Source organism: Cupriavidus necator (assembly GCF_040578825.1).
Lineage (GTDB): Bacteria > Pseudomonadota > Gammaproteobacteria > Burkholderiales > Burkholderiaceae > Cupriavidus > Cupriavidus necator_E.
In genome coordinates this window covers 1-12,182 of the sequence record NZ_JBEFLI010000046.1, presented here as the reverse complement: position 1 = coordinate 12,182, position 12,182 = coordinate 1, and the positions used below count along the sequence as shown (strand labels likewise).

At 68.7% G+C, this 12,182-nt stretch carries 11 protein-coding genes; 6 read left to right on the top strand and 5 right to left on the bottom strand.

Translation table 11 applies throughout. The annotated features are described in order from the left end of the window. Positions 1-96: 96 nt before the first annotated feature. Genes AB1I47_RS21410 through AB1I47_RS21385 form a run of 6 tightly spaced genes read left to right on the top strand, consistent with a single transcriptional unit; the run spans position 97 to position 6,693 of the window. Entirely contained in the window at positions 97-645 is a 549-nt protein-coding gene (locus AB1I47_RS21410) for a type IV pilin protein (protein WP_354685730.1), read from the top strand. A gap of 20 nt (positions 646-665) precedes the next feature. Further along, entirely contained in the window at positions 666-1,139 is a 474-nt protein-coding gene (locus AB1I47_RS21405) for a GspH/FimT family pseudopilin (protein ID WP_407935878.1), read from the top strand. After that, positions 1,136-1,756, top strand: a complete 621-nt coding sequence (gene pilV, locus AB1I47_RS21400) for a type IV pilus modification protein PilV (RefSeq protein WP_354685728.1) — start codon at positions 1,136-1,138, stop codon at positions 1,754-1,756. The genes AB1I47_RS21405 and pilV overlap by 4 nt, the downstream gene beginning before the upstream one ends. Beyond that, positions 1,753-2,799 carry a PilW family protein gene (locus AB1I47_RS21395; protein WP_354685727.1) on the top strand — a complete coding sequence of 349 codons (1,047 nt, stop codon included), beginning with the start codon at positions 1,753-1,755 and terminating at the stop codon, positions 2,797-2,799. Before pilV ends, AB1I47_RS21395 begins: the two co-directional genes overlap by 4 nt. A gap of 23 nt (positions 2,800-2,822) precedes the next feature. Further along, positions 2,823-3,380 carry a pilus assembly PilX family protein gene (locus AB1I47_RS21390; protein WP_354685726.1) on the top strand — a complete coding sequence of 186 codons (558 nt, stop codon included), beginning with the start codon at positions 2,823-2,825 and terminating at the stop codon, positions 3,378-3,380. Positions 3,381-3,429: 49 nt separating this feature from the next. Then, on the top strand, positions 3,430-6,693 hold the full coding sequence (locus AB1I47_RS21385) for a pilus assembly protein (RefSeq protein WP_354685725.1): 3,264 nt from the start codon (positions 3,430-3,432) through the stop codon (positions 6,691-6,693). A 105-nt stretch (positions 6,694-6,798) separates the two neighbouring features. On the opposite strand, the gene AB1I47_RS21380 is transcribed toward AB1I47_RS21385, so the two are convergent. The 5 genes from AB1I47_RS21380 to AB1I47_RS21360 form a co-directional block, all read right to left on the bottom strand. After that, a complete protein-coding gene (locus AB1I47_RS21380; protein WP_354685724.1) occupies positions 6,799-8,370 on the bottom strand; it encodes an efflux transporter outer membrane subunit in 1,572 nt (523 codons plus the stop codon). Between the two features lie 11 nt (positions 8,371-8,381). Then, on the bottom strand, positions 8,382-9,545 hold the full coding sequence (locus tag AB1I47_RS21375; protein ID WP_354685723.1) for an ABC transporter permease: 1,164 nt from the start codon (positions 9,543-9,545) through the stop codon (positions 8,382-8,384). Beyond that, complete coding sequence (locus AB1I47_RS21370; protein WP_354685722.1) at positions 9,542-10,522, bottom strand: ABC transporter ATP-binding protein; 981 nt, start codon at positions 10,520-10,522, stop codon at positions 9,542-9,544. The genes AB1I47_RS21375 and AB1I47_RS21370 overlap by 4 nt, the downstream gene beginning before the upstream one ends. Then, positions 10,519-11,505, bottom strand: coding sequence for an HlyD family secretion protein (locus tag AB1I47_RS21365; RefSeq protein ID WP_354685721.1), 987 nt, complete (start codon positions 11,503-11,505; stop codon positions 10,519-10,521). Before AB1I47_RS21365 ends, AB1I47_RS21370 begins: the two co-directional genes overlap by 4 nt. Then, positions 11,502-12,182 (bottom strand): TetR/AcrR family transcriptional regulator (locus AB1I47_RS21360; RefSeq protein WP_354685720.1); only part of this gene is annotated, 681 nt, incomplete at its 5' end. The genes AB1I47_RS21360 and AB1I47_RS21365, both read right to left, overlap by 4 nt.

Genomic DNA, 12,182 nt, shown 5'->3' with positions numbered 1-12,182 from the left:
GAAATTTCTTCACCCGTTTGAAAGCCGTGACATACACTGCGCGCCATAACCTCCGGAGCTATGGTGTCCGGAACATAATGGTTTTGGAGCGCGAGCATGGGACATAGAAGCCCGGCGGTGCGACACGGCGGGATAGTCAACCTGCCGTTTCGGGTCAAGCATCAAACTGCGTCTGGGGGCGCAAGCCGGATCGGGTTCCGTACCGACCGGGCCAAGGGTGCCGGCGGCAAGCCATGCCGCGGCAGGCCCGCGCGCGGCTTCACGCTGATCGAGGTCATGATCACCGTGGTGATCATCGCCATCCTGGCCGCCATCGCCATCCCCAACTACAGCCGCCATGTCGTGCGCTCGAACCGGGCCGCGATCGAGTCCTTCATGCTTGAGGTCTCGAGCGCCCAGGAGCGCTACCTGGTCGACAACCGCGCCTACGCCGCCAACCTCGGCGCACTTGGCATGACGGTGCCCGCGGGACTCGCTACGCGCTACGACGTCACCGTTACACCCAACGCCGCGCCGCCGCCCGGCTACAGCATCGTGGCGACGCCACGGGGCAGCCAGGTGGCGGACACCGATTGCGGCACGCTGACGCTGACCAGCGCCGGAGCCAAGACCGCGTCCGGCGCCAGTACCACCTGCTGGAACTGACCATGCGGCGCCCCGGTTCTATGCTTACGCCCCGCCCTGCGAGCCCGCGCGGCTTCACGCTGGTCGAGTTGCTGTGCGCGCTGTCGGTGCTGGCGATCCTCGCGGTCGCGGCGGCGCCGTCGTTCTCCTCGCTGGTGGCGGGCCAGCGCGTGCGCGGCGCGTCGCTGGACCTGGCGTCAGCGCTGGTGCTGGCGCGCAGCGAGGCGGTCAAGCGCAACGCTACCGTCAGCCTGGGCGCAACCGGCGCCGCCTGGACCGCCGGCTGGGCCGTCACCGCCGGCGCCGAGACGATCCGTACCTTCGGGCCCTACAGCGGCCTCACAATCACACCCAGCGCCGCCGGTGGACTGGCGCTCGGCAACGACGGCCGGCTGACCGGCGCGGCCATGACTTTCGAGTTCGCGCCCAGCGGGGATACCTCGGCCAGCTCGCGTGTCTGCGTGCAGGTCAGCGAGACCGGCCGCGTCGCCTCTGCCACGGGAGCCTGCACATGAGACGCATCAGATCGCGTTTGCGGCGCACGCCACGACAACACCATCAGCGCGGTTTCCTGCTGATCGAAGTGCTGGTGGCGGTGGTGATCCTGCTGGTCGCGCTGCTCGGCACCGCCGGGCTGGTGACGCGTTCCGGCCAGACCGAGATGGAGTCCTACCAGCGCGTGCAGGCGCTGGCGCTGTTGCAGGACATGGCCGCGCGCATCAATGCGAACCGACAGGTAGCCGGCTGCTACGCCAACGGTGTCAATGGCATGCAGCTGGGCACCGCGGCCGCGGCCCCGGCGGCCTGCACGCAGGGGACCCCCGCGCAGCAGGCCACGGCCAACGGCGATCTGGCGGCGTGGAACACAGCGCTGCTGGGCAGTGCCGAGATGCGCCCAGGTGCCAGCTCCGTCGATCCGGCGCAGGCCGTGGGCGCCATGATCGGCGCGCGCGGCTGCATCGAGACCGTCGATGCCGTCAACCAGGTCTACCGCATCACCGTCGCCTGGCAGGGCCTGGCCACCACCGGCGCACCGGCGCTCGGCTGCGGCAAGGACCAGTACGGCAACGATGCCTACCGACGCGCGGTCAGCACGCAGATCCGCATCGGCACACTGGGGATCGTGTCATGAAGCCCCTGCGCCTGTCCGTGCATCTGCGCCGGCGCCACCAGCGCGGCGTTTCGCTGATCGAGCTGATGATCGGCATCACCATCGGCCTGCTGCTGCTGACCGCGCTGGCCAGCTTGTACTATGCCAACAGCCTGTCGCGTACGGAGTTCGTCAAGTCGGCCGAGCAGGTGGAGAACGGGCGTTATGCGCTGGAGCAGATCCGGCGGGAGGTGGAGCTGGCGGGATTCTTCGGCGCCGGCAGCATCGCGCGCGGCGCCACCGTCGCGCAGCCTGCACTGTGCGCAACCGACCCGGCGACATTGGGCTTCTCTGCGGCGGGTCTGACAGTGCCGCTGGCGCTGACGGGGTATGCGCCCGGCGTCGCGGCACCGTGCCTGCCGGACCTCGCGGCCACCTCCGAAGTGCTGGTGGTGCGGCGCGTGTCGACCACGGCAGTGGCAGCGCCCGCGCCCGGCGTGCCCTACCTGCAGGTCTCGGCGTGCCCGCAGGACATTAATAGTTATGTCTTCGACGCCAGCGCCGCGGCCGCCTTCGGCCTGCGCACCAAGGCGTGCGATCCGGCGCTGCCGGCCGAACTGCGCGAGGCCGTGGTGCGCGTGTTCTACCTGGCCGGCTGCGACCGCTGCACCAACGGCGGCGACGGCATCCCCACGCTGAAGATGGCCGAGCTGGTCGGCGGCGCGTTCCAGTCGCGCTCGGTCGCGCAGGGCGTGCAGGACATGCATGTGCAGTACGGCCTTGATCTCGATACCAACGGCTCGGCCGATTGCTACGTGGATGACCCCGGTGTTAACAACGCCGCGGCCTGCGCCACCGTGCCGGGCTACGACTGGACCAATGCGCTCGCCAACTGGGCCAACGTCACCACGGTGCGCGTAAGCGTGCTGGCGCGCACGCTGAAGCCCTCCGGCGGCCAGTCCGACAACCGCAGCTACGACCTCGGCCGCGCTGTCGCCAGCGGCCCGTTCAACGATGGCTTCAAGCGCCACGTCTACGCGCAGGTGGCACGGCTGGTCAACGTGGCGGGGCTGCGCGAGCAATGAGCCAATACCGCAGAGAACAAGCAATGACGAAGCAATCAGGCAGGCAACTGCGCCGCAGGCAGACCGGGGTCACGCTGGTGGTGACGCTGGTGTTCATGGTCCTGTTCTTGCTGATCGCCGTGGCCATGGTCAATTCCGGGCTGGTCAACGTGAAGGTGGCCGCCAACCAGCAGCACACCGCCGAGGCGCGCGATGTGGCGCAGCAGGCGGTCGAGCAGGTGATCAGCAACGATTTCACCAAGGCGCCGGCGGCGGTGGCGGTGCCGGTGCCGGTGGACGTCAGTGGCGACGGCAAGGCCGATTACGTGGCGCAGGTGGCGCAGCCGGATTGCCTGGCGAGCAAGCCGATGAAGAACGTCGAGCTCGACCTGAACGATGCCGACGACGTGTCGTGCCTGATCGGCAGCGGCGTGCAGAACACCGGCATCGTCACCGCGACCAACAACGCGGGCAATTCTTTGTGCAATGCCACGCAATGGGATGTCGCCGCCACCGTCAACGACGCAGCGAATACCGGCACGGTCGCCACCGTGCACCAGGGCGTTTCGGTGCGCATGCCGACCGGCTCCGTCTGTCCGTGAACGTGCCACACGCCACGACCTCTTCATTATCGATTGGACGGGAGCCAGCATGACGACCCACGCCTGCCGGTATCGACGCCTTGCGGCATTCGCCATCACCCTGCTGACCGTGGCCGGGATGCACGGCGCGCGCGCCGAGGACATCGACCTGTTCACCGGGCTGCAGACCAATTCCGGCACCAAGCCCAACGTGCTGCTGCTGCTGGACAACGCGTCCACCTGGAACGCCAGCACCACGATCAAGGGCTGCGACATCCCCGATGTGGTTAGTGCCAACAATGCCGGCAGCGATGTCGGTGCGATCCAGTGCGCGCTGTACCGCGCGGTCAGCACGCTGATAACCAACCCCCAGCTCGTCGGCAACATCAACATGGGGTTGATGATGTTCGGCACCGGTACCAACCCTGGCGGAAAGTTCCGTTATCCGTCGGCGGCGCCCTACACGTTGCCGACGATGGATGCCACCAACGGCAACGCGTTCCTGCAGTACATCAAGAGCATTGACCGGCAAGCCGACAACTCGAACAACTCGCAGGTGGGCGGCGGCATGCAGGAGGCGTGGGCCTACTTCGCCGGCAAGAAGGGCGTGTCGGGCACCCAATACACGTCCCCGATCACCAACCCGTGCCAGAAGAACTTCGTCATCTACATCGCCAACGCGGTCAACAACGGCAAGCCGCAGGACACCGGCAGCGTGGCGCAGGACGCGCTGGCGGCGGCTGGCGCCAACTCGACGCAACTCACGCAGCTCAAGCTTGATCCGGCCGCCAACAAGTACGAGAGCAACTGGGGTGATGAATGGGCGCGGTTCATGTACCAGACGGACGTGAACGGCAACCTCGATAACAACCAGAACATCATCACCTACACCATCGCCGTCACCGACGACAAAAATCCTGACTATGTCGAGTCGACCCGCAGCATGGCCGACAACGCCGGCGGCAAGCGCTACGTGGTAAAGCTGGGCGACGTGCAGTCGCTGGTCGATGCGCTGCTGCAGATCTTCAACGAGATGCAGGCGGTCAACAACGTGTTCTCGTCGGTCAGCCTGCCGGTCAGCGTGAACGGGCAGGGCTCGTACCTGAACCAGATCTATATCGGCATGTTCCGCCCTGACGCCACCGCGGCGCCACGCTGGATGGGCAACCTGAAGCAGTACAAGCTGGGCTACGACATCAAGGGCCAGATCGTCGTGCTGGACGCCAACCCCAGCGGGCCCAACCAGCAGAGCGCGATCAGCAATGCGGGCACGGGCTTTATCTCGCCCAATGCCAAGAGTTTCTGGACCGCGGAGCCACCTCTGGCGTTCAGCGGCAGCAGTTTTTCGGGCAACGCGGTCACCGGCTGGCCGACCAGGGGCTTCTGGGTCAACAGCCCGTCTGGCGCGGCCGGAGCGCTGGACTCGGCGGACGGCGTGGCAGGCGTGATCGGCGGCGACGGTGAAATCGTGGAGAAGGGCGGCGCCGGCGAGATGCTGCGCGCACAGATCGTGACCAGCCAGGCTGCGCGCAAGCTCTACACCTGTGCGTCCGGGGCTTGCAGTGCCGCTTCGCCCACGCTGGCATCATTCGATACCGCCAACAGCTGGCTGACCGGCACCAATGGCCAGGCCGCACTGAACAGCAGCGCCACGGACGTCGCCAACCTGATCAACTGGGTGCGCGGCCGCGACGTGCAGGCGCTGGGGGAAAGCGCCGTGGCCGGCAAGGAGCAGCAGAAGGGCCCGGGCGGCGGTGTCACCGTGCGCGGCTCGGTGCATGGCGATGTGCTGCATTCGCGTCCGGTGGTGATCAACTATGGCGGCACCACCGGCGTGGTGGTCTTCTACGGCGCCAATGACGGCGTGTTCCACGCGGTCAACGGCAACCAGAGCACCGGCATCAATGGCGTGCGCCCCGGCGGCGAGTTGTGGGGCTTCGTGCCGCCGGAGTTCTACGGCAAGCTCGGCCGCATCTACGCCAACACGCCCGAAGTGCAGCTCAGCGGCTCGCCCACAGGCTCCGGCGCCAAGCCACGCGACTATTTCTTCGACGGCACCACCACGGTGTTCCAGGACCTGCGCGACCCGGCCAACCCCCGCGTGGTGATCTACCTGAGCGCGCGCCGCGGCGGGCGGCTGGTCTATGCGCTGGACGTGACCGATCCCGTCACGCCCAAATTCCTGTGGAAGTCCGACAGCAGCCAGATCGCCGAACTGGGCCAGACCTGGTCGCAGCCGCGCGTGATTCGGGTCAAGGGCTATACCGTCAACGGCTCTCCCAGCCCGCTGGTGGTGATGGGCGCCGGCTACGACAGCGCAGAAGACGCCGAGCCTTCGCAGGGCGGCGGCAGCACGGGGCAGGGGCGGGGCGTGATCGTGTTCGACGCGCTGACGGGCGCGGTGGTGCGCGCCTGGCTGGCCGATTGCACCGGCCTTGCCGCGACCGTCTGCACCGTTCCCACCGGCATGAACCGCGCGATCCCGTCGGACGTCGCGGTGGTGGACCGCAACGGCGACGGGCTGATCGACAAGGGCTATGTCGGCGACGTGGGCGGCAATGTCTGGCGGCTGGATTTCGAGACCGCGGCCGGCAGCGGCTCAGCGGCCTGGACGCTGGGCAAGTTCGCGTCGTTGGGCGGCGCGCAGACCAGCAACGATGCGCGCAAGTTCATGTATCCGCCCGACGTCATCACCACCGGCCCCTACGACGCGGTGATGATCGGCAGCGGCGACCGCGAGCATCCGCTGTACACCACCAGCACCACGCCGGGCATTGCCTACAACGTCAGAAACCGCTTCTACATGCTGAAGGACACCGCGCTCACGGGCGGCTTGCCAGCCACGTGGACGCCGCTGACGGAGACCGACCTGTTCGACGCCACGTCCACCGCGTATGCCGACACGACTACCGGCAAAGGCTTCTACCTGACGCTGGGCACCGGCGAGAAGGTGGTCAACGCGCCGCTGACGGTGGCCGGCTACACCTATTTCGGCACCAATACGCCCAGCGTACCCAAAGCCGGTGCGTGCTATCCGGACCTGGGCATCGCCAAGGGCTACGCAGTGTCATTCCTGACCGGCAAGGGGCTCAACAATAACCGCTACGTCCTGTTCAACAACGGCGGCCTGCCGCCGTCGCCGGTGTTCGGCGTGGTCGAGGTGACCGATGACAAGGGCAACAGCAGCAATGTCGCGGTACTGATTGGCGGCGGCAACCAGACCGGGCCGGGTGGGGGCGACAATACCTCCTCGCTCGGCGCGCAGAAGATTACGCCGCCGGGGATCGGCAAGCGCAAGCGCACTTACTGGTACACGCAGACCGACAAAAAGTAAGGGGTCGCAGTGACGGCGGGCGCCACGCTCGGCATGCCGCGGTTTGCTCCCCTCTCCCGCCTGCGGGAGAGGGGGTGAGGGCCGGCGCTGGCATACCGACGCGCTCTACTTCGTTGAAGCTCCGGCCCTCACCCCCAACCCTTTCCCACTGCGCGGGAGAGGGGAGCCATCGCCAGGGACCTCGGCTTCGGCGCGGGGCGCAGGCGAACGAGCGTTTTCCCCCTCCCACCACCCACCCCCCAACGCCTGCAGCAGCGCCGCCGAATCCGCCAGCCGGTCGGCGCGCGCCTGCGCCAGTTCCAGCGAAGCCTGACGCGCCTGCCGTTCCGCGTCGAGCACCGCGAACTGGCTGACACCGCCCAGGCGGTACTGCTCGGACACCACCGCCAGCGTATCCCGCGCCTGCCGCGCACTGTCGGCGCGTTCGCGCAGCACCGCGGCATCCGCTTCCAGCGCGCGCAGGGAATCGGCCACGTCCTGCAGGCCCTGCAACACGGCCTGGCGGTAGGCGGCCAGCGACTGTTCGTAAGCGGCCTCCGCCGCCCGCTTGCGTGCCTGCAGTTCACCGCCGCGGAACACCGGCTGCACCAGGCCCGCGGCAAGGCTCCAGACATTGAGACTGCTGAATAGGTCGCGCGCGGCGGTGGCCTGGGTGCCCGCGCTGGCGCTCAGCGTGATCCGGGGATAGAGGTTGGCCGTGGCCACGCCGATGTTGGCCGAGGCCTGATGCAGCAGTGCTTGCGCCGCGCGGATATCCGGGCGGCGGCGCGCCAGCGTGGCGGGCAGGCTGACGGGCAGCGTGTCGGGCAGGTGCAGGTCGTCGAGGCGGAATTCCGGCAGCGTGGCCGCTGCCGGGGTCTGGCCGGTGTAGACCGCGAGCTGGTGGCGCGTGGTTTCGATCTGTCGCTGCAACGATGGCACCAGTGCCTGCGTCTGCGCGAGTTCAGCGCGCTGGCGTTGCACGTCGACGCGCGCCACGCCGCCGGCGCGCAGCCGTTCCTCGGCGATGCCTAACTGGCGCTGCTGGGCCTCGGCCACGGCGACGGTGTCGGCAAGCTGTGCGCGCAATCCCGCTTGGCGGATCGCCGCGGTGGCGACGTTGGCGGCCAGCGCCAGGCGCGCGGCTTCCAGTTCGTAGCGCTGGTAGTCCACCGCCGCGCGCAGTCCTTCCAGCTCGCGCCGCTGGCCGCCGAACAGGTCGAGCACATAGGACACCTGCACGTTGGCGCCGTACAGCGTGAACGGGCCGGGGTTGGGAACGCCGGAAATGCCCATCGATTGCAGGTCTACCTGCTGGCGCGTGGTATTGAGGCGAGCGTCGACCGCGGGCCAGCGCGTGGCGCCGGTGCGCGCGGCCAGGTTCTCCTGTGCCTCGCGCAGCCGGGCGCGCGCCTGCGCCAGCGTGGGGCTGGCGTCAAGCGCGGTGCGTATGGTGGCGTCGAGCGCGGGGCTGCGGAACAGCGTCCACCACTGCGCCGGCACATCGGCGCCGGCGGCCAGTGTCTGCGCATGCGCCTGGCCAGGCGCATCGGCGGTATCCGCGGCAACCGTCGCCACCGGCTGCGGGCCCGGCACATAGCCGGCGTCATCCGGGGCGGCTGGCGCATGGAAATCCGGCCCGGCAGCGCAGCCGCACAACAGCGCAGCGGCGACGAACGCAGGCGTCAGTCGAGGCATGGCGAACTCCTTCAGTCCAGCGTGCGGCGGTAGAAACGCACCGCGATCGCCATCACCACCACGATGAACAGCAGCATCGGCCAGGCGTTGGGCCACAGCTCGACCCAGCCGTTGCCCTTGAGCAGGATGCCGCGCACCATGCGGTGGAAATACGTCATCGGGAGGATGTTGCCGATGCCCTGCGCCCACCCGGGCATGCCGGCGAACGGGAACATAAAGCCCGACAGCAGGATATTGGGCAGGAAGTAGAAGAAGGTGAGCTGCATCGCCTGCAACTGGTTCTGCGCCAGCGACGACAGCGTGATGCCCACCGTCAGGTTGGCCGCGATAAACAGCAGCGCCGCCAGGTACACCGCCAGCACCGAGCCCACGAACGGCACGCCGAAGACCCAGCGCGCGGCCAGCAGCACGATGGTCGACTGGATCAGCCCGATAAAGATGTAGGGCACGATCTTGCCGGTCATCACCTCGAGCGGCCGCACCGGCGTGGCCAGCAGGTTCTCCATGGTGCCGCGCTCGCGTTCGCGCGTCATCGCCAGCCCGGTCATCATCACCATCGTCATCGTCAGGATCACACCCATCAGGCCGGGGATGATGTTGTATTGCGTGATGCCTTCCGGGTTGTACAGCCGCTGCACCTGTACGTCGAACGGCGGCTTGCCGCCCGCCAGCGGCGCCAGCGCTCCCTTCAGGTCCTGGCTGGCCACCCGGTAGGGTAATTGCGACAGCGCGGCAATGGCCTGGCCGGTGGCGGAAGGGTCGGTGGCATCGGCCTCCACCAGCAGCGCCGGTCGCTCGCCCCGCAGCAGCCGGCGCGTGAAATCGGGCGGGATGCTGACGACGAACTGCACGTTGCCCTTCATCAGCGCCTCGCGCCCGGCCTGTTCGTCGGGCAGCGTGGCGACCAGCCTGAAGTAGGTCGAGTTCTCCATGCTGGCGATGAACGAGCGCGTGAATTCGCTCTGGTCCGCGGCGATCACGGCGGTCGGCAGGTGGCGCGGGTCGGTGTTGATGGCAAAGCCGAACAGCAGTAGCTGCATGACCGGCAGTCCGATGATCATGCCGAAGGTGACGCGGTCGCGGCGCAACTGCAGGAATTCCTTCAGCACGATGCTCCACCAGCGCTGCAGCGAAAAGCGGGTGTTTGTGGCGGGTTGGCGGGAGGCGGCTTTCATTTCGGCTCCTTCGCCTTTTTCGTGGCGGTGCCCACGTTGTCCTCGGCGCGGCGCATCATGTGGATGAAGACGTCTTCCAGGCTAGTCTGGGTCTGCGCGACGCGCCGCCCGGGGCCGGCGAGGCGCGACAGCGTATCGCCCAGCGCCTGCGCATCGCGCCCGGTCACATGCAGCGCGGTGCCGAAGGCCACGGTCTGCTCCACGCCCGGCGCGCCCTGCAACTGCTCCGACAGCGCGGCGAGGTCGTCGCCTTCCACGCTCCAGGTCGACAGCTGCTGGCTGGCTACCACTTCATCGGCGGTGCCCTGCGCCAGCAGCGTGCCGTAGGCGATATAGGCCAGCTTGTGGCAGCGCTCGGCCTCGTCCATGTAGTGCGTGCTGACCAGCACCGAGATCCCGCGCGCAGCCAGTTGGTGCAACTGCTCCCAGAAGTCGCGCCGCGCCTTGGGGTCGACGCCCGCGGTGGGTTCGTCGAGCAGCAGCAGTTCTGGCTCATGCAGCAGGCATGCGGCCAGCGCCAGCCGCTGCTTCCAGCCGCCCGACAGCGCTCCTGCAAGCTGCGTCGAGCGCGTGGCCAGGCCCAGGTCTTCGAGCGCGCGGTTGACAGCCTCGCGCCGGTTCGGCATGCCATACATGCGCGCGACAAAGTCCAGGTTCTCGCGGATCGACAGGTCGTCCCAGTACGAGAACTTCTGCGTCATATAGCCGACCCGGCGCTTGATCTCGTCGGACTCGGTGCGGATGTCGTAGCCCAGGCAGGTGCCTTCGCCGGAGTCGGGCGTCAGCAGCCCGCACATCATCCGGATCGAGGTGGTCTTGCCGCTGCCGTTGGGGCCGAGAAAGCCGAAGATCTCGCCGCGCGCGACCTGCATGCTGAGGTCGTTGACCACGTGCTTGTCGCCGAAGTGCTTGTTCAGGCCGCGCACGTCGATGGCGAGTTCGGCCGGGCGCCCGTTGGTGTCAGCAGGGGAGTTCATGGCCGCACCACTTCAACGGGCTGCCCCGGACGCAGCTTGGGCGCATCGGCGGCCGAGGGGCGCGCTTCCACCAGGAACACCAGCTTGCGGCGGGTCTCGTTGCTGTAGATCACCGGCGGCGTGTATTCGGCCTCGTTGGCGACATAGCTGATGTTCGCGCCCACCGGCGTGGCGCAGCCGTCGCAGCGGACCTGCACCGCCTGCCCGTTGCGCAGCGCGCCGACCACGGTTTCGGGCACGTAGAAGCGCACCTTGACGTTGCCCGGCGGCAGCATGCGCACCACCGGGCTGCCGGCCGGGACCCATTCGCCGAGGCGGTAGGGCGTGTCGTAGACCAGTCCGGCCTGCGTCGCGGCGACGGTCTTGCGCGACAGCTTCCATTCCGCCTGCGCCAGCGCCGCGCGCGCGGCCGCCACCTGCGCGGCCTGCGCCGCCTGCTGCGCGTCGCGGCCGGGCAGGCGCGCCACGTCGATATCGCGCTGCAGCTCGCGCACGCGCGCGGCATCGCTGCGGGCCTGCGCGCGCGATTCGTCGAGCTGCGCCTGCGCGATGCCGCCGATCTCGAACTGGCGCTCGTCGCGCCGCAGCGCCGCGGCACTGCGCTGCGCCGCGGCCTGCGCCTGCGCAAGCTGGGCGCGGCTCACTTCTACTTCGACCGGCCGTTTGCCGGTCTTCAGGTCGGCGAGCTGGGCTTCGGCGGCGCGGAGCTGGTCCTCGGCCTGCTGCCGCGCGGCGCGTTCGTCGTCGGACTCCAGCGCGAACAGCGGCGTGCCTTGCGCCACCTGCTGCCCGCGCTGCACCGACAGCGTGTCGAGGCGGCCGGCAAAGGGCGAGGCCACGCTGACGAACTCCCCTTCGACATAGCCCTGCCAGGTATCGATGCGCTGGTCGTTGCAGCCGGCAACAAGTAGCGCTACGGGCAGCGCGACGGCGAAGGATGCAGCCAGCCGCGACGGCAGGCGCTTGAGGTTGGCGTGGTTCATGCTGACTCCGGGGATTCCTTGCGCTTGCCGGCCTTCGGCGCTGCCGGCGACAGCCCGTGCGTGAGCAGCGCGCAGACGTGGCGCACCAGCGTGTCGGTGTCGACGGTCTCGGCACCCGGCAGGCGCCGCCAGATATGCGTGGTCGCCAGCGGCAGCAGCGTCAGGCCGATCAGCGACGGCATCACCAGTGCCGGCTCCAGTTGCGCATTGAGCTTGCCGCCGGCAATCGCGGCCGCCAGCGGCCCCCTCAGCGCGCCGGCGCGCTGCAGCGCAAAGCGGTCCAGCACGCGTTCGCGCAGCGCGCCGTCGCCGCTGGCGACTTCGCGGATCCAGAGCCCGGGGAACCAGGGCGTAGCGGAGGCGGTACGGATCAGCCGGCCGGCGATGCCGATCAGCATCGCCATCGGGTCCGCCTCGCCGGCATCGGCGGCGAACACGCCAGCCACCAGCGGCTGCAGCTTCTCGTCGGCCACGGCGTCGAGCATCAGCTCGCGGTCGCTGAAGTAGTAGTGGACCAGTGCCGGCGTCACGCCGGCCTGCGCGGCGATCGACTTCACCGGCGTGCCGGCGACGCCCTGGCGCGAAAACAGCTCGGTGGCCGCGTCGAGGATGCGTTCGCGCTGGCCGGGCTGGCCGGCGGCGGGGCGACCGGGGCTGCGGCGGGCCGGTTTGGGGTG

Bases quoted from the DNA above. Each gene is read 5' to 3' on its own strand.
- AB1I47_RS21410 (WP_354685730.1), top strand. From the start codon at position 97: ATGGGACATAGAAGCCCGGCGGTGCGACACGGCGGGATAGTCAACCTG.
- AB1I47_RS21405 (WP_407935878.1), top strand. From the start codon at position 666: ATGCTTACGCCCCGCCCTGCGAGCCCGCGCGGCTTCACGCTGGTCGAG.
- pilV (WP_354685728.1), top strand. From the start codon at position 1,136: ATGAGACGCATCAGATCGCGTTTGCGGCGCACGCCACGACAACACCAT.
- AB1I47_RS21395 (WP_354685727.1), top strand. From the start codon at position 1,753: ATGAAGCCCCTGCGCCTGTCCGTGCATCTGCGCCGGCGCCACCAGCGC.
- AB1I47_RS21390 (WP_354685726.1), top strand. From the start codon at position 2,823: ATGACGAAGCAATCAGGCAGGCAACTGCGCCGCAGGCAGACCGGGGTC.
- AB1I47_RS21385 (WP_354685725.1), top strand. From the start codon at position 3,430: ATGACGACCCACGCCTGCCGGTATCGACGCCTTGCGGCATTCGCCATC.
- AB1I47_RS21380 (WP_354685724.1), bottom strand. From the start codon at position 8,370: ATGCCTCGACTGACGCCTGCGTTCGTCGCCGCTGCGCTGTTGTGCGGC.
- AB1I47_RS21375 (WP_354685723.1), bottom strand. From the start codon at position 9,545: ATGAAAGCCGCCTCCCGCCAACCCGCCACAAACACCCGCTTTTCGCTG.
- AB1I47_RS21370 (WP_354685722.1), bottom strand. From the start codon at position 10,522: ATGAACTCCCCTGCTGACACCAACGGGCGCCCGGCCGAACTCGCCATC.
- AB1I47_RS21365 (WP_354685721.1), bottom strand. From the start codon at position 11,505: ATGAACCACGCCAACCTCAAGCGCCTGCCGTCGCGGCTGGCTGCATCC.